Raw genomic sequence first — 24,996 nt, 5'->3', positions numbered from 1 at the left:
CAAAAATATTGAAGGTAAGCCTTGCTGTCGCTCCGCTCGCCCCGTGGAGAGGTGGGTAACAGGGCCTGTCGGGCGCCGATCTCTCCACGGACGGTCGTAAAAAGACAACAGAACGGGAGAGAGAGATGAGATCGTGGTGGATTCTGGCCGCGCTGGGCGCGGGCTGTTCGTTGCCGTCCATGGCGCTGGCGCAAAGCATCTCGCCGGTGCCGGTCGGGCCGGGTACCACGACCGCCCCCGCGACCGAGACCGCACCGCAGGAGGCACCCCCGACGGCGGGGGCGGCGGCGGGCGAGGATATCGTCGTCACCGGCATCCGCGCCAGCCTCAGCTCGTCCGCGCAGGTAAAGCGCGACGCGAACCAGATCGTCGATTCGATCACCGCGGTCGACGTCGGCAAGTTTCCCGACGCCAATATCGCCGAGTCGCTCCAGCGCATCACCGGCGTGGCGATCGATCGTTCGGGCGGTGAGGGACAATTCATCACGGTGCGCGGCCTGGGGCCGGAGTTCAACACCGTGCTGGTCAACGGACGCGTCATGGCGACCGACAATGCGGGGCGTGAATTTTCGTTCGACGTGCTGTCGTCCAACATGATCCAGCGCACCGACGTCTACAAGTCGCCGGTGCCGGAGCTTCAGGAAGGCGGGATCGGCGCGACCGTCAACATCGTCACCGCGCGCGCCCTGTCCGGACGCAGCGGGCTGCACGCGACCGCGCAGATCGGCGGCATCTACGACACGTTGCGCGAAAAGGCGTCGCCGGATGTGGCGGCGACCGTCTCCTACGCCAATCCCGACAAGACGTTCGGGATCCTGCTGGCGGGGTCCTATACCAAGCGGCTGAACCAGATCGATACGATCGCGATCGACGGCTGGATCAACGGGCGGCCGGATATCGTATCGAACATCGGCGGCACCCCGACGCTGCTGACCGGATCGGATCCGCGCTATCCGGTGCAGGGCAACGTCAACGTGCCGCAAAGCCTCTATTACCAGCGCGCGCAGCAGTCGCGCGAGCGGATCAACGTGTCCGGATCGATCCAGTACCGGCCGACCGACACGCTGGAAATGACGATCGACGGCATCTATTCCAAGTTCGACGTGTCCGGCACGGTCCGCCGGCTCGATAACTTCATGGCCGCGCCTTATTACCTGCCGGCCTTCGACGGAAATGGCACCGCGACCGAGCTGAGCATGATCGGGCGCGACTTCATCGCGCAGAACCCGCAATTCCTGGCCGACAATGCCGGTCGTCTGACCAACAACGGCGTCAATGCGAAGGTCGATCACGTCTTCAACCTGACCAATCGCCTGTCCGACAGCTATCAGATCGGCGGCAACGTCAAGTGGACGCCGGCCGACAATGTCGAACTGCGCTTCGATGCGTCGATGACGGGCGCCAATCGCGCGTCGCCGAACCAGTATCTCGTGATCGGGGCGTTGCTGCCCTACACCTATCAGTTCACGCTGGACGGCGGGAACGGGCTGCCGGCCATCTCCTACGACAACGACATCATCAACGACCCGGACCGGATGCGGCTCCATTACATGGGGATTGACAACAATCGCTCGCGCGATCGCGGGTCGGAGTTCCACCTCGACGGCAAGTGGGACATCGACGATTCGGTGCTGAAGACCGTGTCGATGGGCGTGTCCTATACCGAGCGGAAGAAGATCAACCGCTCGTTCAACAACAGCGATTCCAGCTGCACCTATTGCGGTTATCAGGTGCCGATCCCCGCCGGGCTGTTGCAGGATTACGAATGGGGCAAGCTGGTCGGCGACGGGCAGCAGATCCCGCCTTCGGTTTTCGAATTCGATGCCGGCGCGTTCCTGGACTATCTCAACGATCCCGCGACGCTGGCCATCCCGACCAACGGTCGGACGCCCGAACAGCAGGCGGCGTTCGCGCGGCAGGTGCTGGCGTTGCAGGGTGGCCCGTTCGGGGTGCGCGAGCAATTGCGCGGCACCGTCAACGTCCGCGAACGGCTGACCGCCGCCTATGTCAGCATGCAGTTCGGCGGGGAGCGCTGGTCGGGCAACGCCGGCGTCCGCGTCGTCCGCACCGATGTGCTGTCGTCGGGGTTCAACACGCCCGTCACCGGCATCGCCAACACGCCGGGCGACGACACGCTGCAATATACGTATGGGCCGGCGACCGCGGTGTCGGTGCGCAACGGTTACGTGAACGCGCTGCCGTCTGCCAATATCAAGTACAATGTCGCCGAGAACCTCATCGCGCGCGCCGCATTTTCACAGACGATCACGCGGCCGACCCTGACCGATCTGGGGGTCAACAACGACTTCGGCGGTCGCATTTCGGTGCCCTTGTCGTCGGGCGGCAACCCGAACCTGCTGCCGTTCCGGTCGACCAATTACGATGTGTCGCTGGAATGGTATATCTCGCGCGTCAGCTATCTGAGTATCGGCGGATTCTACAAGGATCTCTCTGATTTCCTAGAGTTGCAGACCCTGCCCGTCGATCGTTTCGGGCGCGTGTTCCAGGACACGCGCACCCGCAACGGGCAGACCGGGACGATCAAGGGCATCGAGGTCGGCGGGCAATATTCGCTGGATGCGCTGGGTGGTTTCGCGTCCGGCTTCGGCGTGACCGGCAACTATACCTACGTCGCCAGCAGCGCGCAGCGCGACCAGACGCTTGCCGATTATCCGTGCGGTTACAACGGTCTGTCGCCGCATTCCGCGAACGGCAGCGTCTTCTACGAGAAATACGGCGTGTCGGCGCGCGTGTCGTACAACTGGCGGTCGGACTATCTGCGCAACTGTCGCGACAGCCAGTCGCGGCCCCGCAACCGCTCCGCCTACGGACAACTCGACTTCAGCCTGTCCTATGACCTGACACCCAATTTCCAGGTGTATCTGCAGGGCGTCAACGTCACCAACCAGTATGTCAACGAATGGTCGGCGATCGAGGAACGGTTCCTGCTGCGGCAGGATACCGGCGCACGCTACAATTTCGGCGTCCGCGCCAAGTTCTGACGGCGCGGTCCGGGGCAGGCGTCGCGCCGGCCCCGGGCAGCCTAGACGACCAGGCTGAGCAGCATCGTGAACAACAGGCCGAAGACGCCGACCAGCGTCTCCATGACCGACCACGACCGGAACGTGTCCGACAGGCCCAGGCCGAAATACTCCTTGAACATCCAGAAACCGGAGTCGTTGACGTGGCTGCACATCAGGCTGCCCGCGCCGATCGCCAGCACCATCAGCGACGGATCGACCCCGGTGGTGGCGAGTAGCGGCTGAACGATCCCGGCGGCGGTCAGCCCGGCGACGGTCGCGGAGCCGAGCGCGACGCGGATCACCATCGCGATTCCCCAGCCGAGCAGCAGCGGCGGCACGTGCAGACCGCCCAGCCAGCCGGCGAGCGCGGTCGCGGCGCCGCCATCGACGAAGACCTGCTTCAGCGCGCCGGCCCCCGCCACGATCAGCAGGATGCCGGCGATGTCCTTCACCGCATCGGCGGAGCCGGCCGACAGCGCGGCGCGGTCGCGGCCCTGCGCAATGCCCAGCACGACGAGTGCGAGCAGCAGCGCGACCAGCATGACGACGTTCGCATCGCCCGCGATCGCGGCCACGGCGAGCGTATCGGCGGACAGCCCCCCGACGGACGTCACGAGCGTCGCGCCGGCCAACAGGATCACCGGGGTGAGCGCCACCGCGAAGCTGACGAACGTGCCGGGCAGCTGCGCCTGAGCGTCGTCGGCGGATGGCACCGCGATCACGGGCCGGGCATGGATGCCTTTCAGCGTCCGCGCGAACAGTGGCCCAGCCACCAGCAAGGTCGGGATGCCGACGATGAGGCCGTAAAGCAGGGTACGGCCCATATCCGCCCCGAACTGCCCGACCAGCGCGGTGGGCGAGGGGTGGGGCGGCAGGAAGCCGTGCGCGATCGACAGCCCCGACAGCATCGGGATCGCCAGATAGATCGTCGGCATGCGCGCCCGGTGCACGACCGACACGATCAGCGGCACCATCAGCACGAAGCCGACATTGTAGAACAGCGGAATGCCGACCAGGAAGCCGGCGGCGGCGAGCGCGAGCGTGATCCGGCGCGGGCCGGCGATGCCGATCAGCGTATCGGCGATCCGCTGCGCCGCGCCGCTGTCGGCAACGATCCGTCCGAACATCGCGCCCAGGCACAGGATCGCGGTCAGCGAGCCCAGCATGTCCCCGATCCCGCGCGTTATGCTGCCGGCGATCGTCGCGGGCGGCCGGCCGAGCAGCAGCGCGGCGACGATCGCGGACAGCAGGAAGGCCACGAACGGATGCAGCTTGCCAGCCGCGATCAGCAGCACCAGCAGGCCGACCGCGGCGAGCACCGCGAGCAGCGTCACGGGCGCGACCGCCCGATGTGATCCTTGTCGAGGAACATGTAGAGGAGGAATCCTTCCGTCGGAGCGTGCGGCGTACGTTCGCCGCTACACCGGTGACGGGTCAACCCTTCGTCACGCGTCGTCCGCGCCGTCCCGGGGCGGGCGCCCACGGCGCGCGGGGGTGGGCGCATCGAGCTTCACGCCCCGCCGCGCCAGTGCCTCGCGCAGCAGGCATTCGACCTGCGCGTTGACGCTGCGCAGGTCGCCGGCCGCCGAGCGCTCGATCGCGGCGTGCAGCGCGGGGTCGAGACGCAGCGGAAACGCCTTGCGGGGAGGGGGCGCCATCGCGTTACTGGTAAAGCGAGCCGGCGTTGACGACAGGCTGGGTATCGCGCTCGCCGCAGAGCACCACCATCAGGTTCGACACCATCGCCGCACGCCGCTCGTCGTCCAGCTCGACGACGTTCTTGGCCGACAATTGGTCCAGCGCGAGTTCCACCATCCCCACCGCACCCTCCACCAGCGTCGTGCGCGCCGCGACCACCGCCTGCGCCTGTTGCCGGCGCAGCATCGCGCCCGCGATCTCCTGCGCATAGGCCAGATGCGTGAAGCCGCACTCGTCCACGGTGATCCCCGCGACCGAGAGACGCGCGATCAGTTCGGCCCGCAGTTCCGCGCCGACCGTGTCGTGGTTGCCGCGCAGCGTCACCTCCTGATGCGCGTAATCGTCATAGGGATAGCGAGAGCCGATCGTGCGCACCGCCGCCTCGATCTGGACGTTGACGAACGCCTTGTAGTCGTCGACGTCGAACAGCGCCTGCGCCGTGTCGACGACGCGCCAGACCACCTGCGCCGCCATCTCGATCGGATTGCCGCGCAGGTCGTTGACCTTGATCCGTTCCGAGATGACGTTGTTGGCGCGCACCGAAACCTTGCGACGAAGCAGCCACGGCAGCGTCCAGCGCAGGCCCGGCGTACGGTCGGTGCCGGCATAGCTGCCGAACAGCGTGATCGCCGCCGCCTGATTGGGTTGCAGCATGTAGAAGCCGGCGGCGACGAACACGGCGCCGAGCGCGCAGAGCGCCGGAACCGGGGACAGGATCGGCCCATCCACTTCGGTCGCGAGCCGGACGATGAAGACCAGCGCCGTGGCGATCAGCAGGACGGCGATGGCCAGCAACGGAAAGCCGCTGGTCGTTGCCGCGCGCCGTTCGTGCGAGCGAGTGAGACTCCCCTGTTCCACAACGTTCCTCCCTAAATATGATATCACATATATATCAAATTGAGTGCGATGCAAGGTGCGATCCGCGACCATGCGCCCCCTTGACGGCGGCGGGCCGGCGGCGTCGAAAGGGGGAATGCACGATCGTTCCCCGCCGCTGCCCCGCCGCCGCCTTGTCCTGGGCGGCCTCCTCGCCGCCGGTCTGTCGGCGGGACGCGCCGCTCACGCGGCGGAAGGCGCGGGCCTGTTTGCCGGCACTTACGCCAATGAAGGCGGGGCCGGGCTGGTGCCGCTGATCGATGGCGGCGGACACTGGCGCGCGGGTTCCGCCGACGCCGCGATCCGTAACGTGTCGTTCGGCGTGACGCGCCCCGGCGGGCGGCTGCGCTACCTGCTCGACGAACGGGCCGAGGGCGGGCTCGGGGTCTACGACGCGCGATTTCGCAGGCTCGCCGGCCTGTCGACCGGCGGCGCTGACCCCTGCCACGCCGCGCTTGCCCCGGACGGTCGCGCGCTGGCGGTCGCCAATTATTCGAGCGGCAGCGTCGCCTTGTGGTCGCTGGATCGCGGCAGTGGAATGCCGCGGGGCGCCGCGCAGATCGTCGCGCACACCGGGCGTGGCCCGAATGTCGAGCGACAGGCGGGGCCGCACGCGCACTGGGTGGGCTTCACGAACGACGGCGCGATCCTCCATTCGGTCGATCTGGGTGCGGATGCGGTATTCGCGCATCACCGCGATGCGCGCACCGGGCGGATCGCCCGTACCTCGATCGCCTATCGCGCACCGGCCGGTTCCGGCCCGCGCCACCTGGCTCGCCACCCGCGTCTGCCGGTCGCCTATCTGGTGACCGAACTGGCGAATACCGTCACGATCTTGGACGCGGGGCCGGATGGGGAGTTCGTGGAACGGGCCGTGCTGTCGACGCTCCCGGCGGATTTTCACGGTACGTCGTATGGCGCGCACATCGCGCTGAACCCGACGGTCACGCGCCTTTATGTGTCGAACCGGGGGCATGACAGTATCGCAGTCTATGCGGTCGCACCGGATGGCGGCCTGCGACTGCTCCAGCACGCCGGCTGTGGCGGGCACTGGCCACGCTTCTTCCGGTTGCGTGGTAGGGACATGCTGGTTGCGAACCAGCGCGCGGGCACGATCACGCAATTGCCGTTGCGAACGGACGGCACGCTGGGACCGGCGACAGTCGCCTTGCGCTTGCCCGGAGTCGTGTTCATCGGCGAGTAGCCGACCTGACCAAATGAAGCATTGAAATTGCGCTGAAAAAGCGAAAAGGCGGCGGGCGTGTCCTCTGCCCGCCTTGACAGGGCCGTACCCAAGTTGAATAAATAAAGATGCGTGATTTAATAAAACGCGCTTTCAGGAATGAAGAGGGGAGAGGTTGATGATCAAGGTCACTGCGCGCCGCGCGATGCTGGGCGCCGTTTCGCCATTCGCGCTGGTCGTCATGACGGCCGACGCCTCCGCCCAGACCGCTGCTCCGGACGCCGTCGCCACCTCCGCCGATCAGGTCGCCGCGCCGACGCAGGCCGATGACGCGGCCAGCGATATCGTCGTCACCGGCATCCGCGCCTCGCAGGCGCGCGCGATCGAGGTGAAGCGCAACGCGGACAGCGTGGTCGAGGCGATCAGCGCGCAGGACATCGGCAAGCTGCCCGACGTCACCATTTCCGACTCGCTCCAGCGTATCGCGGGCGTGCAGATCCGCCGTGATGCGGGTGAAGGTGCTGCGGTCAACATCCGCGGCCTGCCGCAGGTGACGACGCTGCTGAACGGCGAGCAATTCCTCGGCGCGAACTCGGTCACGACCGTGCAGCCGAACTTCACCGACATTCCGTCGCAGCTCTTTTCGGGCGCGACCGTGTTCAAGTCGCCGACCGCCTCGCTCCAGCAGGCGGGCCTGTCGGGCACCGTCGACCTGCTGACGCGCCGTCCGTTCGACCTAAAGCGCGGGCTGACCTTCTCCGCCGCCGCCGAAGGGCAATATGGCGACCGCACGAAGAAGCTGAACCCGTCCGCCAACGGCCTGATCGCCTTCCACGGCGAGCGTGTCGGCCTGCTGGTGTCGGCGGCGTACAGCGACCTGACGCTCGGCAACAGCTTTCGTGGGCTCCAGGATTACGGCGTCGCGTTGCGCAACGAGAGCGGAAGCGCCACCAACCCCGGCGACTTTGCGGTCGGCAACAACGGCGTCAGCCGTGGCAAGGCGGTCCGCGACAGTTCGGGTGCGATCGTCGGTTACGACGTCAACGGCGATGGTGATGCCAATGACGCATTCATCACGCCGCAGTCGCACACCGCCTGGAACCGCGTCACGGACCGTCAGCGCTTCGGCGCGAACGCGTCGTTGCAGTTCGAGATCAACGACGCGCTGCAACTGACCGCCGACGCCTTCTACACGCGCCAGACGCAATATGACCGCACCGCCGGTTTCCAGTTCCAGAACGTCGACTGGCTGTCGTCGCCGTTCCTGCCGACCAAGTCGCGCGACACCGGTGCGGTCTATCAGGGCCGCAACGTCAACACCGTGCAGGAATATACCTACAGCCTGCCGAACTTCGACAGCTATGCCGAGACGTTCCGCACCAAGAGCGAGTCGCAGAACTACAATCTGCAACTCGACTGGAAGCCTTCCGAGACGTTCAAGGCGACGGTGCGCGGCATCTATGGCAAGGCATCGCGCAACCGCGACCAGTCGTACACGCAGTTCAGCCTGACCAACGGGCGGCAATGGGCGTATAACGGTGACGGCAATTATCCGGGCGGCGACGTCAAGTTCAACCCGACCGGCTATTCGATCTACAGCCAGACCGCGACGGTCGATTATTCGAGCGGCGCGCCGGTCTTCGGCTTCTCGCCGGCGTTCCTGGCGCAGGCGTCCGACCCTTCGCGCTACGGGCTGAAGACGATCTCGTCGGAGGGCAACCAGTATCAGAACGGCGACATCTGGGCGTTGCGCGCCGATGCCGAATGGCAGGCGAACGATCAGGTGAAGCTGTCGTTCGGCGCGCGCTATGGCGAGCGCAGCGTCGACCAGTTCACCTTCGACCGCGTCTCGCCCTTCTACGCCGGCAATCGCGACAACGCCGGCAATCCGGCGGCCGGCTGCCTGGTCAAGTGGAAGGCGTTCGACGTCAACCTGAACGACAACAAGTGCTCGGTCCGCGACGCGGCGGGCGTCGCCTACACCGCTGGTCTGACGCGGCAGGCCACCGACCCGATCTTTGCCGGGCTGATCAAGCAATATGCGCTGCCGGCGCAGGGGGCGCCGAATCTCTACGTCCTTGATCCCAAGGCGATGGACAATAGCGAGGCGTGGCAGAACAAATTCTATCCGGGCAGCCAGAACCTGGTGAACCCGGCGCTGTCGTTCGACGTCAACACGCGCCAGATTTCGGGCTATGCGCAGGTGTCGGGCGAGGGCGAGCTGGCCGGTCTGCCGTTCCGCGCCAACGGCGGGTTGCAGGTCGTCAACACGCGCCTGAACGTCCGCCAGAACATCGTCGGCGCGCCGCAGCCCTATGGCGTCTCGGGCGTGGACGCGGGTGATCTGCGCACCGAGCGGTCGTTCACCGACTTCCTGCCGTCGATCAACATCGCCTTCGATCTGACCAGCAAGCTGCGCGCGCGCGCCGCTTTCTCGAAGACGATGACGCTGCTTGATTTCCAGCAGTGGGGCGGGGGCCTGAACGTCGGCTATGCGATCAACACCACGATCACTCCGGCGCGCTTCGAGGCGCAGACCGCCACGTCGGAGGGCAACCCGAACCTGAACCCGTGGCGCGCGACCAATGTCGAGGCGAGCTTCGAATATTATACCGGCCGCTCCAGCCTGGTCGCGGTCGGCGCATTCTACATCGCGGTCGACAGCTTCATCACCCGCACGACCGAGATCCGCAACGACATCCCCGACAATGACGGCGTGATCCGTCGCCCGGTCGTCACCAACACGCTGGCGCAGGGTGAAGGCGGCACGCTGAAGGGCATCGAAGCCTCGGCACGGCAGTCGCTGGCCGATTACGGCGTCGACGGCTTCTTCGGCGGTTTTGGCGTCGATGCCAATTACACGCTGTCGCTGGGCGACGCAGGCCTCGTCGATCTGGCCGGCAACAACCAGCCGTTCCAGGACAATTCGAAGCATCAGGCGAACGCCGCCTTGTGGTTCGAGAAGTACGGTTTGCAGGCGCGTGTCGCGTACAATTATCGCTCGAAGCGTCTGGTATCGTCCAACTACAGCGGCATCACCGGTCTGGCGCAATATCAGATGCCGACCAACTATCTCGACGCCTCGATCTCCTACGACGTGACGCCGAACATCACGATCTACGGCCAGGCATCGAACCTGACCGGCGAGACCGAGCGCTATTACCTGACCTGGACAGATCAGGTGTTCAACGAGAACATCTACGAGCGCCGCTTCATCGCCGGGGTGCGCGCGCGCTTCTGATCGGGTCGATGAAGGGGCCATCGCCGATTGATGGCCCCGTTTGCGACGGGACAGCGTGACGGCGCCGCGCTCGATCGTCACCCCGGCGCAAGCCGGGGTCCACGGCTCCGCACCGTTATCGGCTTCGGCTTTCGCGGTGCCGTGGATCCCGGCCTTCGCCGGGATGACGGAAGAGGCTATGGCATCGTAACGATTTCGCCGCGTTCGCCATGACGGGCGGTGAGGGATCGTTGGGGGAGGCGAAAACTCAGATGCGTGATCCGATACGGTCGATCGTGATCGTCGGCGGGGGGACGGCGGGCTGGATGGCCGCGACGTTCCTCGCGCGGCGGCTGGCGCATCTGCGGCTGTCGATCACGGTCGTCGAAAGTTCGGCGATCGGGACGATCGGCGTCGGCGAGGCGACCGTTCCGGCGATCCGCGACTTCTTCGCCGCGATCGATCTGGGCGAGGCCGATGTGCTGCGCGAAACCGAGGCGACGATCAAATACGGCATCCGCTTCGCCGACTGGAAGGCGCGCGGGCACGACTTCTTCCACCCGTTCGGGCTGTACGGGGTCGGCGCGCACGGTGTCGCCTTCCATCATTACTGGCTCAAGCTGCGGGCGGCGGGCGATACCACCCCGCTCGGCACCTATTGCCTTGCCACGCAGCTGGCGGAGCGCGGGCTGTTCCTGCCGCCGGTCGACCGGCCCGCCAACGATCTGGGCGTGTTCAATTTCGCGGTCCATTTCGACGCGTCGAAGTTCGCGGCCCTCCTGAAACGCCTCGCACTGGCCAACAAGGTCGCGCACATCGACGCGCGGATCACCGACGTCGCGCGCCATGGTGAAGACGGGCGCGTCACCGCCGTGACGCTCGACAGCGGCGCGCGGGTCGAGGGCGATCTGTGGATCGACTGTTCCGGTTTCCGCAGCCTGTTGCTGGGCGACGCGCTGGACGTGCCGTTCGTCGACTGGCGACACTGGCTGCCGTGCGACCGCGCGGTGGCGATCCCGTGCACGGCCGCGCAGGTCCACCGCCCCTTCACCACCGCGACCGCGACCGAGGCGGGATGGCGGTGGCACATTCCGCTGCGCCACCGGGTCGGCAACGGCCATGTCTATTGCTCGGACTTCATCGACGACGCCGATGCGGAGGACGGGCTGCTCGCCGCGCTGGAGGGAGAGGCGCTGGCGGAGCCCAATCGCATCCGCTTTACCGCCGGGCATCGCGCGCGCTTCTGGGAGCGCAACGTCATCGGGCTGGGCCTGTCGTCGGGGTTCCTCGAACCGCTGGAATCGACCAGCATCACGCTTATCCAGTCGGGGTTGGAACGGTTGATCCCGCTGTTCCCCGATCGCGCGTGCGACCCGCGTCTGGCCGCCACCTACAACAACCAGTCGGTGCTGGAATTCGAGCGGATCCGCGACTTCCTGATGCTCCATTACAGCGGCAATCAGCGGATCGGCGAACCCTTCTGGGATCATGTCCGCGCGATCCCGCCGACCGATGGCCTGCGCGCCAAGCTGGATGCGTGGCGCGCGGCGGGCGAATTCGTGCGCCGCGAATGGGACACGTTCCAGGACGCGAGCTGGCTCAGCATGTACGCCGGGTTCGACGATTTGCCAGCGCGCTACAGCCCGCTGGCCGATCATGTCGCCGATGCCGATCTGCGCGACAGCCTGACGCGGATGCGCGCCGCGATCGACGGGACGCTGGCCCATGCCGAGCCGCATGCCGCGTTCCTGGCGCGCGTCCATGCGGGTGTCGCGTGACGCTCGCCCCGCAATCGCGGCTGAGCGGCGCGAACATCGAACATGCCGGGCTCCACAACCAGCGCGTCGTGCTCCACGCGATCCGCGTCGCGGGCACCGCGACCCGTGCCGAGATCGCCGAGGTCACGGGGCTGACGCCCGCGACCATCTCGAACATCACCAACCGCCTGCTCGACGAGGGACTGTTGGCCAGCGCCGGGCAGCGGCGCGGCGGGCGCGGGCAGCCCGCGACGCGGCTGGTCGTCAACGCGGCCGGTGCCTATGCGATCGGGGTCAATATCGACCGCGACCACCTGACGATGGTGGCGGTCGATTTCGAGGGTACGTTGCGCGCGCGGATCAGCCGCGAAACCGCCTTCCCGACTCCCGATGACGTCCGCGCCTTCTACCGCGAGCACGTCGGCGAGTTGCTGCGGCGTGGCGGGATCGCACCCGACGTGCTCAGCGGCATCGGGGTCGCGTTGCCCGACGATCTTGGCCGGATCGACCTGCCGGGCCGCCCCGCCGATTATGATCGCTGGTCGACGCACGATGTCGCCTCGCTCTTCGCCGATCCGCTCCATCTGCCGGTCACGGTCGAGAATGACGCGGCGGCGGCGGCGATCGGGGAGATGCAGTTCGGGCTGGGGCAGCAGCACGCCAGCTTCTTTTACCTGCTCATCACCTTCGGGCTGGGCGGCGGTGTGGTGGTCAATTCCTTCTACGATCGCGGCGCGAACGGGCGCAGCGGCGAGATCGGTTTCCTGATGGTCGAGGACCGCGACGGACGCCGCGTGCCCCTGCAGGAGATCGTGTCGCTGGCGGGGCTCAACCGCGCGCTCCGGGACGCGGGGATCGACACGCTCGATCTCGACGATCCCCGCGTCGTCGGGGTCGCGCAGGATTGGGTGTCGCGAGCGGCGGCGGCGCTGGTCCAGCCGCTGATCGCGGTCAGTTGCCTGCTCAATCCCGGGGCGGTGCTGGTCGGCGGACGCCTGCCGGTCGCGCTGGTCGAGCAGCTGGCCTGCGCGACCGCGACGCTGATGCAGCACGAAGGGCGCCACGCACCGGTGCTGGCGCCGATCCGCACCGCCGCGCTGGCCGAGGACTCGCCCGCGATCGGCGCGGCGTTGCTGGCGTTCGGGCACCTGCTGCTGCCCGCCGATATTCAGGCATGACGATGACGAACAAGGGAATTTGGACCATGCGTGCGACATTCACGTCCGCCGGGCTGCTGCTGGCGGGGACGATGCTGGCTTGCGGCCCGGTCGCCGCGCAGCAGATCGGCAACAGCGGGCCGTACAATGCGCGCTTCCTTGAGGGCGGGATCGGCATCGAGCGTCCGCTCGACCGGGCCGATGCGCTGGTGGCGGCCGGCGCGCCCTATACGATCGCGACCTGGGTGCAGGCCGATGACGCGCGAACGGGCGACGTGACGCTGATGCGGATCGGCGACGCGAGTGCGTCGCGCACCCTGCTTCTCGACGATGGCCGCGTCGCGCTGCGCGATGGCGATACGCTGGTGCGCGGTGCGACGTTGCCGAAGGGCTGGCATCACGTCGCCGCCGTGTCGGACGGAACGCGCGTCACGCTCTATCTCGACGGTCGCCGCGTCGGCGGCGGCGGCGCGCGCGCCACGGCGGTCGCGCCACGGATCGCCATCGCTCCCGCGATACCGGGCGTCCCGCATCTGGGTGGGCAGCTCGTCGACGCCCGTGTCGAGGCGGGCGCGCTGACCGCGAAGCAGGTCGCCGCGATCGTCCGTGCGCGCCCCGACATGGCGCTGGTCCAGATGACCGACGTCGGCGTCGGCTGGCCCTTTCAAAAGCAGGCCAACATCGGCCTGACCACGCAGCAGGATGCCTGGACGCTGCCCAACAGTCGCGACGGCGATGCGTACAGCGCCCCGGTCGCCAAGCCGCTGCCGACTGCCCCCGTCATGCAGCCGCTGGCCGCCAACCGCTGGCAGGTGAACGGCTGGACGCTCGCCGCCGCGCCCGACGTGAAGGGCGATGGCGCGACGCTCTCGCGTGCCGGATCGCCGACCGGCACGTGGCGGCCGGCGACCGTGCCGGGCACGGTGCTTCAGACCCTGGTCGATCGCGGCGTCTATCCCGATCCCTATTACGGGCTGAACAACCTCAAAATTCCCGAAAGCCTCGCGCGGCAGGATTATTGGTATCGCACCCGCTTCACCGTTCCGGCCGAGGCGGCCGGCAAGCGGCTGACGCTGGTGTTCGGCGGCATCAACTATGACGCCGAAATCTGGGTGAATGGGCAGCGGCTGGGCGAGACGCACGGCGCGTTCATCCGGGGGCAGTTCGATTACACACCGGTCGCGGGCGAGAACGTCATCGCGGTGCGGGTCTCGCCCCCGCCGCACCCCGGAATCCCGCACGAGCAATCGGTCGCGGGCGGCGTCGGCGAGAATGGCGGGCAGCTGGCGATCGACGGCCCGACCTTCGTCGCGACCGAGGGCTGGGACTGGATCCCCGGCATCCGCGACCGCAACACCGGCCTGTGGCGCCCGGTCGAGCTGGTCGCGACCGGCGCGGTGCGGATCGGTGACCCGCATGTCGTGACCGACCTGCCGCTGCCGCGCACCGATCGCGCCGACGTCTATATCACCGTGCCGCTCGATAACGCCGGGGCCGCCGCCCCGGTCACGGTGCGCGTCGCGTTCGAGGGCGTGACTGTCGAGAAGCAGGTGACCGCCCCCGCCGGGCATAGCGAGGTGCGCTTCGCCCCGTCCGAGTTCCGCCAGCTGACCGTCGCCAACCCGAAGCTGTGGTGGCCCAACGGCTATGGCGCGCCGCATCTGTATGACGTGACCTATCAGGTCGCCGATGCGCGCGGGGTATCGGACGAGCGCAAGGCGCGCTTCGGCATCCGCGAGGTCAGCTACGACCTGTCGCTGTTCGACGCGGCGGGCGCGCTGCGCCGGGTCAACGTCCAGACCACCGATGGCGGACTGGCGGGCACGCCGCTGATCGATGTCCGCCATGCCGCGATCAAGCAGACCCCGACCGGCTGGGCGGAATCGCTGACCCCGGCGGGCGAGCGCTCGCCCGCCGTCACCGCGATCACCGAGACGCTGCCCGAGCCGCATCTGACGATCCGCGTCAACGGCGTGCGGATTGCGGCGCGCGGCGGCAATTGGGGGATGGACGACGCGATGAAGCGCGTCAGCTACGACCGCCTCGCCCCCTATTTCCGCCTCCAGCGCGAGGCGCATATGAACATCATCCGCAACTGGATGGGCAACAACAACGAGGAGGAGTTCTTCGATCTCGCCGACGAGAACGGCATGATGGTCCTCAACGACTTCTGGCAATCGACGCAGAATTTCCAGGTCGAGCCGGAGGATGCGGCGCTGTTCCTCGCCAACGCGCGCGACACGATCGCGCGCTATCGCAACCATCCGTCGATCATCCTGTGGTTCGGCCGCAACGAGGGCGTGCCCTATCCGACGCTGAACGAGGGACTGGCGAAGGCGGTGTTCGACCTGGACGGCACGCGCTGGTTCACCGGCAGTTCGAACGTCGTCAATCTGCAAGGCTCCGGTCCGTACAATTATCGCGCGCCGGTCGGCTATTTCACCGATCTGGCGACCGGCTTCTCGGTCGAGACGGGCACGCCGTCACTGTCGACCGCGGAGTCGATCGCCAGCTATGTTCCCGCCGGGGATCGCTGGCCGCTCGGCGACGTGCTCGCCTATCACGACTGGCATTTCGCGGGGAACGGCGACACCAAGACGTTCATGGCCGCGCTGTCGCGCATGTACGGCCCGGGCACCAGCTTCGCCGATTTCGAGCGCAAGGCGCAGATGATGAACCTCGAAACGCACAAGGCGATGTATGAGGGGTTCCTGGGCCATTTGTGGACGAAGAACTCCGGGCGCCTGTTGTGGATGACGCATCCGGCGTGGCCGTCGAACGCGTGGCAGATCTATTCGTGGGACTATGACACGCAGGCGTCCTATTACGGCGCGAAGAAGGCGGTCGAGCCGCTCCACGTCCAGTTGAACCTGCCGGGCAACGAGCTGGTCGTCCTCAACACGACGCAGGCCGATGCGAAGGCGTTGACCGCGCGGGTGAAGGTCGTCGGGCTCGACAATCGCGAGCTTTTCGCGCGCGATACGCCGGTGGATGCGCTCGCGAACCGCGCGACGCCGCTGGCGGCGGTGCCGCTGGACGGGCTGTTCGCGGCGAACCCGATGGTGCTGGTCAAGCTGTCGCTGCTGGGAGCGGACGGTACGCCGGTATCGGAGAACTTCTACTGGCGCGGGCGTGACGAGGATGCGTATCGCGCGCTCGACACGCTCGCCCCCGCCGCGCTGACCGCCAGCGCGACCGCCGGTGGGGTGGAGGGCGGCGACCGCGTGGTGCGGGTGACGCTGGCCAACGATACCGCGATACCTGCGCTGAACGCCAAGCTGACATTGGTCGATGCGAAGGGGCAGCGCATCCTGCCGGCCTTCTACGACGACAATTACGTGTCGCTGCTGCCCGGCGAGCGGCGGACGATCGCGATCCGCTATCCCGCCATGGCCACGGGGACGCCGCACGTCACGCTGACGGGCTGGAACGTGCCGGCCGCCACGGTAGCGGTCCGGTGAGGCGAGGGCGCGCGGTCGGGAATGACGACCGCGCGCCGCTTGCCTCAGAAGGCGGCGATGCCGGTGATCGCGCGGCCCAGGATCAGCGCATGGACGTCATGCGCGCCTTCATAGGTGTTGACCGTCTCTAGGTTCATCGCATGGCGCATGACCTGATATTCGCCCGAAATGCCGTTGCCGCCGTGCATGTCGCGCGCGACGCGGGCGATATCCAGCGCCTTGCCGACATTGTTGCGCTTGATGATCGAGATCATCTCCGGCGCGTAATTGCCCTCGTCCAGCAACCGTCCGACGCGCAGGCTGGCCTGCAGCCCGAGCGCGATCTCGGTCTCCATATCGGCCAGCTTCTTCTGGTAGAGCTGCGTGGCGGCGAGCGGGCGGCCGAACTGCTTGCGATCCAAGCCATATTGGCGCGCGGCGTGGAAACAGAATTCCGCCGCGCCCATCGCGCCCCAGCTGATGCCGTAGCGCGCGCGGTTGAGGCAGCCGAACGGTCCCTTCAGCCCCTCGACATTCGGCAGCAAGGCGTCCTCGCGCAGCTCCACCTCGTCCATCTGAATCATGCCGGTTATGCTGGTGCGTAGGGACAATTTCCCCCCGATCTTGGGGGCGCTCAGTCCTTTCATGCCCTTCTCAAGCACGAACCCGCGGATGGCACCGCCATGCGCGTCCGACTTCGCCCAGACGACGAAGACGTCGGCGATCGGCGCGTTGGAGATCCAGGTCTTGGCGCCGGACAGGATATAGCCGCCATCGACCTTGCGCGCGCGGGTCGTCATGCCGCCGGGGTCGGAGCCGGCATCCGGCTCGGTCAGGCCGAAGCAGCCGATATATTCGCCGCTCGCCAGTTTGGGCAAGTACGTGCGGCGCTGTTCCTCGGAGCCGTAGGCGTGGATCGGGTACATCACCAGGCTGGACTGCACGCTCATCATCGAGCGGTAGCCGGAGTCGATCCGCTCCACCTCGCGCGCGACCAGCCCGTAGCTGACATAGCCCGCACCGACGCCGCCATATTCGGCCGGGATCGTCGGGCCGAGCAGCCCCAGCGCGCCCATTTCGCGGAATATCTCGGGATCGGTATGCTCGTCGGCGAAGGCATCGATGACGCGCGGGGCGAGGCGGTCCTGCGCATAGGCGCGCGCGCTGTCGCGGATCATCCGCTCCTCATCGTCGAGCTGCGCGTCGAGCAGGAAGGGATCGGCCCAGTCGAAACGGTTCATACGGTCTGCGATCCCTCCTTGGCGCGCGATGAGCGACACCGTCCTATGCGCGTTCCCTGAACCGCGTGGATCGGAGTCGTCAAGGCCCGCGCCGACCCTGATCGGGATCGTATTTCAGCTCCAGATAGCGGCCGTGCACCGCGATCGAGTCGCGCGATCCCTGCGCCAGTTGTTCGTTCGCGCGCTCCAGTTCGGTGTCGATCAGGCGAAGGCCGTTGGTCAGGTGATCGTCGGCGCTGCGTCCGTCCGCACCGGGCGTCCGCCGCATCGACGGCGGGACGCTGCGCCAGCTTTCGACCAGATCCGGCAGCTCGACCGCGATCAGCTTGCGGACGGCATCCGCCGCCGGGCTGCGCGGATCGAGCCGGTCGAGGCGCGGCGCCAGCTCCTCCAGCCGGCCGTTCATCGTGTCGGTCAGCGCCACCGCCGGCGCGGGCAGGCCCCGCCGCTGGGCGGCGATCCAGACCGCCGCTTCCTCCGCCAGCGCGGGCAGCGCGGCCTCGGCCAGCGCCTCGCGCCCGGGCACCGCCGGGGCGGCGCGCATGAAGATCAGCATGGTCAGCAGCAGCATCACCGCGGCCGCCACGGCCAGCGCCGCGCCGGGTGCGACCAGCGCGCTCAACATCGCCCAGGCGAGCAGCGTCGCCACCGCCGCCAGCACGAGCCGGACCAGCAACCGCCGCTGTCGCCGGGCGCGCGCCTCGCGTTCGCGGCGCGCCTGTTCGCGGCCCTCGGGCGACAGGCGCCGCAGCATTTCCTCGGCATGACTCAGCCCGACATCGGCAAACCCGGTCGCGACCTCACGCGCGCGGCGCATGATCGGACCGCCCTGGGCATCGTTATCGCTTTTCATTTCCGCAGGATGCCGTTCCCGTCCGTTCCGGTCCAGTGGCAAGGCGACGGCGGTTCAGCTTGCAGAAAGGGACGGCGGTGTCCGACGCGATCGTGACACGCGGCTCCGCCCCGACGCAACGCTCCACCCCGGCCACGGTGCTGTTCGCACTGCTGGTGCTGTGGTCGCTCGTCTATGACGGCTTCGTCCTCCAGACGCATCGTCATCCGCCCGATCGCCCCGCGATCGAAGGACGCGCCGCCGGCACGGGCGTCTCGGCGACGATCGAGGAGGCGTGCGCGCTGTGCGCCGCCGCCGCCGCGACCGACCCGGTCGTACCACCCGCCGCCGTGCGGCTGGTGCCGCCGGTCGCCGCCGCGGCCGTGGTCATCGCACCGATGACCATCGTCGCCGCGCCGATCGTGCGCGCGCATTTCTGGCGCAGCCGCGCCCCGCCGGCCAGCGTCCCGCATCCCTGACGATCCGCGTCGCGTGGTGCCGGTGAGGGCAGCGCGCCGCGACCCTTGCGAGACATCACCGGAGATTTTCCGATGCGACCCTTCCTGTTCGCCAGCGCGGCGCTTGCCGCGTTCCTGCCCACGTGCGCCGTTGCCGAGGATGCGCCATCCAATCGCGACGGCGCGTCGCGCGACATCATCGTCACCGCCTCCCCGATCGAGCACGACCGGGACGACACCCCGGCGATCGCCGCCAAGGTCGATAACGAGGACATCCTGCGGCAGGGCGGGGCGAGCGTGGCCGACGCACTGTCGCGCGTGCCCGGCATCGCCGCCACCGGCTTCGCCACCGGGGCGAGCCGCCCGATCATCCGTGGCATGGACGCCACCCGCGTCCGCATTCTGGAGGACGGCACCAGCGGCTCCGACGTGTCGGATATCGGCCCCGACCACGGCATTCCGATCGACCCGCTGGCGGCGCGCAGCATCGAGGTGGTGCGTGGCGCGGGTACGCTGCGGTACGGAAGTCAGGCGATCGGCGGCGTGGTCAACGTGCTCAACAACCGCGTGCCGACCGCCTTTCCCGACAAGCCGATCTCGGCGGAGCTGGACGGCACCTATGGCAGCGTGTCCGACCTGTATCAGGGTGCGGGGCTGGTCGATGCGGCGGTGGGCGATTTCGCGCTCCACGCCGATGCCTTCGGCCGCCACGCGGGGGATTATGACACGCCGCTGGGCGTGCAGCAGAATTCCTTCTTCCGCGGTTATGGCGGGTCGCTGGGCGGATCGTACTTCTTCGGCGACGATCATGACAGCCATGTCGGTGCGGCGGTGACGCAATATGATGCCAAATACGGCATCCCGAGCGACACCACCTATATCGACATGCGTCAGACCAAGGTGATGACGCGATCGTCGTTCGCGCTGGGGTCGGGATTGCTGCAACGGCTGAACGTCGACGGCAGCTACGCCCATTACGCGCATGACGAGAAGGAGCCGGACGGGACGATCGACACCACGTTCCGCAACAAGGAATATAACGGCCGCGCCGAGTTGCTGCTGAACCGCATCGGCTTCGTCGACAATTCCGCGCTGGGGGTCGAGTACCAGCACCGCGACTTCTCGGCGGTGGGGCAGGACAGTTCCTACCTGTTCCCGGCGACAATGGAGAGCGTGGCGGGCTATCTGTTCACCGACACGCGGCTCGGCGATCGCCTGCACCTGGAGGCGAGCGGCCGGATCGAGCAGGTGCGGCTGCGCGGCACCCCGGCGTCGGGGGCGCTCACGACCGCCGAGTACACGCCGCTCAGCGGGGCGATCGGCGCGCTGTACCAGCTGTCGCCCGCGATCAAGATCGGCGCGACCTTTTCCAGCACCGGGCGGGCGCCGGCGCTGACCGAATTGTTCGCGCGCGGCGGGCATGACGGGCCGAACACGTTCGAGACCGGCGATCCGCGATTGCGCATCGAGCGCGCCAATTCGCTGGAGGGAACGCTGCGCGTCCGGTCCGGCGGATTCCGCTTCGACGGCAGCATCTACAGCAGCTGGTTCAGGAACTATATCTACGGCGACCTGACCGGCCGCACCTGCGACGACGACGGCACCTGCGCCATCGGCGGCGACGGCGACCTGCGCGAGCTGAACTATCGGCAGCAGGGGGCGCATTTCCGGGGCGTGGAAGGCGAGGCAAGCTACGACCTGGTCCACACCGCGCACGGCGTCTATCGCTTCAACGTGCTGGCCGACTATACCCGCGCCACGCTGGACGACGGCAGCAACGTGCCGCGCATCCCGCCGTATCGGGTCGGCGGCGGGCTGAACTGGCAGGGCGAGAAGCTGGATGCCGGGTTCAACCTGATCTACGCCGGGCGGCAGAACAAATATGGCGCGTTCGACACCGCGACGCCCGGCTATGTCGCGCTCGACGGGCAATTGGCGGTGCGGCCGTTCGCCAGCCATCCGAACGTCGAACTGGCGCTGGTCGGGCAGAATCTGACCAACGATGTCCAGCGGCTGGCCACCGCGCTGAACAAGGACGAGGTGGTGATGCCGGGGCGGCGGGTGATGGCCACGCTGCGGATCGCGACCAACTGAGGTGAACAGGGGGGCGGGCTGGTCGCCGCCCCCGTCCATCCGGGCGGCGCGGCCGGCGCGCGCGGCCGGCCCCATTCCGCGCGCTCCGCGCCGCCCCCACGCCGCGCGTCGCACATGACGCGTCGGCCGATTTCATTGGCGGACGACGGGTCCCGGGTGTTTATTACGGCCATGGAGCGCGGCGTCGCGGCGCGAAGGGGGCAAGGGGAACGACGGAATGGACGGGGCCGCGACGATCGATCCACCGACGGGGCCGCTGGCGACAGGTCCGCGCGATGCGCCCGATCGGGCCGGACGCCGCCTTCGATCGCTGGACCTGCTGCGCGGCGTCACCGTCGCGGGAATGATCACCGTGAACGCCACGGCGGGGGTGCAGCGGCTGGACGGGCCGGTGTTCCCGACGTTGCTCCATGCCGAATGGGCGGGCTTCACGCTGGCCGACACGGTGTTTCCGGCGTTCCTGACGATGGTGGGCGTGTCGATCGCGGTGTCGGCGCGCGGCGATGCGGCCGGCGCGGCGGCGACGCGGCGCGTGATCGCGCGGGCGGCGCGGCTGATCCTGATCGGGCTGTTGCTGGGCCATATGTTCTTCCTGGCGGATTTCACGCGGTTCGGTCCGCCGCGCCTGCCCGGCGTATTGCAGCGGATCGGCATCGTCTTCGCGGTGTGCGCCTTGCTCTATCCGCGCATGGGCACGCGCGCGCGGGCGATCCTGGCGGGCGTGCTGCTGGTCGGATATTGGGGATTGTGCCTGGTGCCGGTGCCGGGCGGCGGCGCGACCGACCTCTGGGTGCCGGGACGCAATTTCGTCTCCTGGGTCGATCGCGCGGTGCTCGGATCGTGGCGGTACGTGAAGGGGCCGGCGGGGTTCGACCCCGAAGGCGTGCTCGGCACCCTGCCCGCGATCGCGCAGGGGCTGCTGGGGACGCTGGCGGGCGATTACCTGCGGCGCGGGCTGCCGGTGCGGCGGGCGGCGCAGCGGCTGGCGGGCGCGGGGCTGGCCGGGATCGTCGTCGGGCTGGCGTGGGGGCTGGTGTTCCCGATCGTGAAGGGGCTGTGGACCAGCAGCTTCGTACTGCTGTCGACCGGCATCACCGTGCTGCTGCTCGGGGCCTTCCACGCGTGGTTCGACCGAGACGACCGGCCGGCGCGCACGGGCGATTTCTTCGGCAGCTTCGGACGCAACGCGATCGCCGCCTATGTCCTGCACGAAGTCGCGTCGCTGATCCTGACCGGCGATGCGATGCAGCTGCCGTTCCGCTGGCTGGCGCCGGTCGTCGGCACGCAGGTGGCGGCGCTGGCGCCGGTCGCGGTCTTCGTCGCGCTGGTGTGGTGGCCGATCGCCTATATGGACTGGCGCGGCTGGTATCTGCGCGTCTGAGCCCCGCAGCGGCGCTGCGGCGTTGGAGGGGGCGATGACACGCAACCGATATTATCAGGGGCCGCCGGGCGACCATTTCGACGGCACCCGCTTCTTCAACCCCGGCCAGGCCGGCACCGATCGCGGCCTTGGCGCGATCATGCGCTGGAAGCTGGCGGGCGGCGCGGCGCGATGGCCGCGATCGGTGCCGGTGACACCGGCGCGGCCGGCGGCGTCGGTGGACGGGCTGCGCGTCACGATGGTCGGCCATGCCTCGACGCTGATCCAGGCGGCGGGCGTCAACATCCTGACCGATCCCGTCTGGTCGCGGCGCGCCAGCCCGTTCCGCTTCGCCGGGCCGCAGCGCGTGACGGCGCCCGGCATCGCCTTCGATGACCTGCCGCCGATCCATGTCGTGCTGATCAGCCATGCGCATTACGACCATATGGACGTGGCGACGCTCCGCCGCCTGCACGCGCGCGATGCGCCGCTGATGGCGATGCCGCTGGGCAATGACGTGGTGGTGCGCCGCGCCGTGCCGGGGGCGCGCTGCGTGGCGGGCGACTGGTGGCGGCGGCTGGCGCTGGCGCCCGGCGTGTCGAGCACGCTGACGCCCGCCATCCACTGGTCGAACCGCTGGCCCAGCGATACGCGCATGATGTTGTGGAGCGGGCATTATCTGGACACGCCGGCCGGCACGCTCTGGTTCGCGGGGGACACCGCTTATGGCGACGGACGGATCTTCGCGGACGTGCGCGCGCGGCTGGGCGCGCCCGACGCGGCGCTGATCCCGATCGGCGCCTATGCCCCGCGCTGGTTCATGGCGGCGCAGCATGTCGACCCGGACGAGGCGGTGCGGATCTTCGACGAGGTCGGTGCCGCGCGCGCGGTCGGCATCCACTGGGGCACGTTCCAGCTGACCGACGAGCCGCGCGAGGAACCGCGCGAGCGGCTGGCCACGGCGCTCGCGGCCGCCGGGATCGCCGCCGACCGCTTCGTCGCGGGGGAACCGGGTGCGGTGTACGACCTGCGGGACCGATCGGCGCGCGGCGGCGTTGAGGCGCGATGACCGAAGACGACGAACGCTGGATGCGCCTTGCGATCGAGGTGGCGCGCTCGAAGGGCTCCGACCCGGCCGACGCGCCGCTCGGCTCGGTGATCGTGCGCGACGGCCGGGTGATCGCCGCCGAGCGCAACCAGACCGAGGAACTGCCCGACGCCACCGCGCACGCCGAGATGATGGCGATCCGGCGCGGGTGCGAGGCGAGCGGCGAACTGGAGCTGCGCGGCGCGACGCTCTATTCCACGCTCCAGCCGTGCGGGATGTGCACGATGGCGTCGATCTGGTCGAAGGTCGGGCGCGTCGTGTACGGGGCGGGGCGCGAGGACGTGCATCCGATGTACTTCGAGGCGAAGCACATCGACACCCTGTCGTTCATCGCCGACGCCTATCGCGAGGATATCGTGATCGAGGGCGGGTGCCTGCGCGACGAATGCGCCAGCCTCTATTACCCGCCCGACGCGGATCTGTCGTTCGAGGAACAGGCGAACCTGTAGCGGTCAGGCGGCGGCGGGCAGGGTCGCCAGCAACAACGTCATCGCGCCGAGCCCGCCCGACAACAGGTGGCGCAGCCGCCGCCATGCGGGCACGTCACCCGCGAACGAGCCGATCGAGCGGTCGCCGGCCGGGCTGACCAGCAACGCCGCCGCCAGCGCCACCAGCGGCCAGCGCCCCGCCGCCGATCCGGCCAGCCACGGCAGCAGCGCCGCCCATGCGATCAGGCTGGGCACGACCGCCAGCCCATAGGGCCACCATCGCGGCTCTCCCCGGCAGAGCGCCTGCATCCACCACATCCCGCCCAGGAAGGACAGGATCACCGCCGCATAGACGCCGCCCGCGATCACCGCATGGCCGCCCCAGGCGGGCGCGAGCAGCCCGACGACGACGCACGCCACCTGCGGCAACAGTCCCGCCGCGCCCAGCGCGCGGGGCGGGCGCCGCAACAGCGGAGCGTCGCCGGTCACGCGGTCTGCGCCGCGCCGGCGGGGCCGACCGGCGCTTCCTCGCCGCGCGAATAGGTGCCGACCAGCATACCGGCCGCCAACACCGCGCCACGGATCGCCGCCAGCACCTCGCTGCGCCCCGGATTGATGTCGAGCGGCGCGGCCTCGCGGAGCGCGAAGAGCTGGAACACGTAATCGTGGCTGCCGTGCCCGGTCGGCGGATCGGGCGGCAGCCAGCCTTCCTGTCGATAGCTGTTGCGTCCGACGTCCGACCCGTCGAACGATCCGGGCCCGTCCGCCGCGATCGCGCCCTCCGGCAGGCCGTTGGTGTCGGGGGCGATGTTCCAGACGACGGCATGGACCAGCGGATTGGGCGTCGGGGCGTCGGGATCCTCGACGATCAGCGCCAGCGCCGCCGTCCCGTCGGGCACGCCCGACCAGCTGAGCGGCGGCGACACCCCTTCGCCATCGGCGGTGAAGCGCGGCGGCAGCCGCCCGCCGTCCGCGAACGCGAGGCTGGACAGGTCGAGCCGCGCATCGTTCGTGACCACGCCCTCCTGCACGATCACCAGCTTGGAATGACCGGCGCGGACATTGTGCAACAGGCTGCCCAGCCAATGGGGGACATGTTCGAGCATCACGGCTTCTCCTCG

General features: G+C 68.5%; 18 protein-coding genes. 11 read left to right on the top strand and 7 right to left on the bottom strand.

All coding sequences use genetic code 11. The annotated features are described in order from the left end of the window. Positions 1-125: 125 nt before the first annotated feature. The gene (locus NS334_RS15250; RefSeq protein WP_083500525.1) at positions 126-3,002 is read left to right on the top strand and encodes a TonB-dependent receptor; all 2,877 of its coding nucleotides are present in this window, start codon (positions 126-128) and stop codon (positions 3,000-3,002) included. Between the two features lie 41 nt (positions 3,003-3,043). Here the strand turns inward: NS334_RS15250 and NS334_RS15245 are convergent, their stop codons facing one another. The 3 genes from NS334_RS15245 to NS334_RS15235 all read right to left on the bottom strand — a co-directional run bounded on the left by NS334_RS15245 (position 3,044) and on the right by NS334_RS15235 (position 5,471). Beyond that, positions 3,044-4,357, bottom strand: a complete 1,314-nt coding sequence (locus NS334_RS15245; protein WP_058756813.1) for a gluconate:H+ symporter — start codon at positions 4,355-4,357, stop codon at positions 3,044-3,046. A gap of 111 nt (positions 4,358-4,468) precedes the next feature. Further along, positions 4,469-4,681 carry a hypothetical protein gene (locus tag NS334_RS15240; protein ID WP_058756812.1) on the bottom strand — a complete coding sequence of 71 codons (213 nt, stop codon included), beginning with the start codon at positions 4,679-4,681 and terminating at the stop codon, positions 4,469-4,471. A 4-nt stretch (positions 4,682-4,685) separates the two neighbouring features. After that, positions 4,686-5,471 carry an SPFH domain-containing protein gene (locus NS334_RS15235; RefSeq protein WP_428835061.1) on the bottom strand — a complete coding sequence of 262 codons (786 nt, stop codon included), beginning with the start codon at positions 5,469-5,471 and terminating at the stop codon, positions 4,686-4,688. Between the two features lie 223 nt (positions 5,472-5,694). On the opposite strand from NS334_RS15235, the gene NS334_RS15230 reads away from it, so the two are divergent. From NS334_RS15230 to NS334_RS15210, 5 genes are all read left to right on the top strand, one after another. Then, the gene (locus tag NS334_RS15230; protein WP_058756810.1) at positions 5,695-6,801 is read left to right on the top strand and encodes a lactonase family protein; all 1,107 of its coding nucleotides are present in this window, start codon (positions 5,695-5,697) and stop codon (positions 6,799-6,801) included. 157 nt (positions 6,802-6,958) lie between these two features. Beyond that, positions 6,959-10,021, top strand: a complete 3,063-nt coding sequence (locus NS334_RS15225; protein WP_241491984.1) for a TonB-dependent receptor — start codon at positions 6,959-6,961, stop codon at positions 10,019-10,021. 251 nt (positions 10,022-10,272) lie between these two features. Then, positions 10,273-11,778, top strand: a complete 1,506-nt coding sequence (locus NS334_RS15220; protein WP_058756808.1) for a tryptophan halogenase family protein — start codon at positions 10,273-10,275, stop codon at positions 11,776-11,778. After that, entirely contained in the window at positions 11,775-12,935 is a 1,161-nt protein-coding gene (locus NS334_RS15215; RefSeq protein WP_058756807.1) for an ROK family transcriptional regulator, read from the top strand. The genes NS334_RS15220 and NS334_RS15215 overlap by 4 nt, the downstream gene beginning before the upstream one ends. 26 nt (positions 12,936-12,961) lie before the next feature. Continuing rightward, positions 12,962-16,375, top strand: coding sequence for a glycosyl hydrolase 2 galactose-binding domain-containing protein (locus NS334_RS15210; RefSeq protein ID WP_083500529.1), 3,414 nt, complete (start codon positions 12,962-12,964; stop codon positions 16,373-16,375). Between the two features lie 44 nt (positions 16,376-16,419). On the opposite strand, the gene NS334_RS15205 is transcribed toward NS334_RS15210, so the two are convergent. Next, positions 16,420-17,595, bottom strand: a complete 1,176-nt coding sequence (locus NS334_RS15205) for an acyl-CoA dehydrogenase (protein WP_058756806.1) — start codon at positions 17,593-17,595, stop codon at positions 16,420-16,422. 79 nt (positions 17,596-17,674) lie between these two features. Continuing rightward, on the bottom strand, positions 17,675-18,412 hold the full coding sequence (locus NS334_RS15200) for a hypothetical protein (protein ID WP_193753121.1): 738 nt from the start codon (positions 18,410-18,412) through the stop codon (positions 17,675-17,677). Between the two features lie 95 nt (positions 18,413-18,507). Here NS334_RS15200 and NS334_RS15195 point away from each other — a divergent pair, with 95 nt between their 5' ends. The 5 genes from NS334_RS15195 to NS334_RS15175 all read left to right on the top strand — a co-directional run bounded on the left by NS334_RS15195 (position 18,508) and on the right by NS334_RS15175 (position 23,896). Continuing rightward, on the top strand, positions 18,508-18,906 hold the full coding sequence (locus tag NS334_RS15195; RefSeq protein WP_058756804.1) for a hypothetical protein: 399 nt from the start codon (positions 18,508-18,510) through the stop codon (positions 18,904-18,906). Between the two features lie 72 nt (positions 18,907-18,978). Beyond that, positions 18,979-20,979 carry a TonB-dependent receptor gene (locus NS334_RS15190; RefSeq protein WP_058756803.1) on the top strand — a complete coding sequence of 667 codons (2,001 nt, stop codon included), beginning with the start codon at positions 18,979-18,981 and terminating at the stop codon, positions 20,977-20,979. A 217-nt stretch (positions 20,980-21,196) separates the two neighbouring features. Then, the gene (locus NS334_RS15185) at positions 21,197-22,360 is read left to right on the top strand and encodes an acyltransferase family protein (RefSeq protein ID WP_058756802.1); all 1,164 of its coding nucleotides are present in this window, start codon (positions 21,197-21,199) and stop codon (positions 22,358-22,360) included. Between the two features lie 34 nt (positions 22,361-22,394). After that, a complete protein-coding gene (locus tag NS334_RS15180; RefSeq protein WP_058756801.1) occupies positions 22,395-23,408 on the top strand; it encodes an MBL fold metallo-hydrolase in 1,014 nt (337 codons plus the stop codon). After that, complete coding sequence (locus tag NS334_RS15175) at positions 23,405-23,896, top strand: nucleoside deaminase (RefSeq protein WP_058756800.1); 492 nt, start codon at positions 23,405-23,407, stop codon at positions 23,894-23,896. Before NS334_RS15180 ends, NS334_RS15175 begins: the two co-directional genes overlap by 4 nt. A gap of 3 nt (positions 23,897-23,899) precedes the next feature. Here the strand turns inward: NS334_RS15175 and NS334_RS15170 are convergent, their stop codons facing one another. After that, entirely contained in the window at positions 23,900-24,364 is a 465-nt protein-coding gene (locus NS334_RS15170) for a DUF3429 domain-containing protein (RefSeq protein WP_058756799.1), read from the bottom strand. Then, positions 24,361-24,981 (bottom strand): YbhB/YbcL family Raf kinase inhibitor-like protein, encoded by a 621-nt coding sequence (locus NS334_RS15165; protein WP_058756798.1) that lies wholly within the window; start codon positions 24,979-24,981, stop codon positions 24,361-24,363. The genes NS334_RS15170 and NS334_RS15165 overlap by 4 nt, the downstream gene beginning before the upstream one ends. Between the last annotated feature and the right edge of the window lie 15 nt (positions 24,982-24,996).

The organism is Sphingomonas endophytica, assembly GCF_001476895.1.
Lineage (GTDB): Bacteria > Pseudomonadota > Alphaproteobacteria > Sphingomonadales > Sphingomonadaceae > Sphingomonas > Sphingomonas endophytica_A.
This window is presented reverse-complemented; position numbering and strand designations above follow the sequence as displayed.

Bases quoted from the DNA above. Each gene is read 5' to 3' on its own strand.
- NS334_RS15205 (WP_058756806.1), bottom strand. From the start codon at position 17,595: ATGAACCGTTTCGACTGGGCCGATCCCTTCCTGCTCGACGCGCAGCTC.
- NS334_RS15220 (WP_058756808.1), top strand. From the start codon at position 10,273: ATGCGTGATCCGATACGGTCGATCGTGATCGTCGGCGGGGGGACGGCG.
- NS334_RS15210 (WP_083500529.1), top strand. From the start codon at position 12,962: ATGCGTGCGACATTCACGTCCGCCGGGCTGCTGCTGGCGGGGACGATG.
- NS334_RS15230 (WP_058756810.1), top strand. From the start codon at position 5,695: ATGCACGATCGTTCCCCGCCGCTGCCCCGCCGCCGCCTTGTCCTGGGC.
- NS334_RS15185 (WP_058756802.1), top strand. From the start codon at position 21,197: ATGGACGGGGCCGCGACGATCGATCCACCGACGGGGCCGCTGGCGACA.
- NS334_RS15250 (WP_083500525.1), top strand. From the start codon at position 126: ATGAGATCGTGGTGGATTCTGGCCGCGCTGGGCGCGGGCTGTTCGTTG.
- NS334_RS15200 (WP_193753121.1), bottom strand. From the start codon at position 18,412: ATGCGCCGCGCGCGTGAGGTCGCGACCGGGTTTGCCGATGTCGGGCTG.
- NS334_RS15175 (WP_058756800.1), top strand. From the start codon at position 23,405: ATGACCGAAGACGACGAACGCTGGATGCGCCTTGCGATCGAGGTGGCG.
- NS334_RS15165 (WP_058756798.1), bottom strand. From the start codon at position 24,981: ATGCTCGAACATGTCCCCCATTGGCTGGGCAGCCTGTTGCACAATGTC.
- NS334_RS15240 (WP_058756812.1), bottom strand. From the start codon at position 4,681: ATGGCGCCCCCTCCCCGCAAGGCGTTTCCGCTGCGTCTCGACCCCGCG.
- NS334_RS15190 (WP_058756803.1), top strand. From the start codon at position 18,979: ATGCGACCCTTCCTGTTCGCCAGCGCGGCGCTTGCCGCGTTCCTGCCC.
- NS334_RS15180 (WP_058756801.1), top strand. From the start codon at position 22,395: ATGACACGCAACCGATATTATCAGGGGCCGCCGGGCGACCATTTCGAC.
- NS334_RS15225 (WP_241491984.1), top strand. From the start codon at position 6,959: ATGATCAAGGTCACTGCGCGCCGCGCGATGCTGGGCGCCGTTTCGCCA.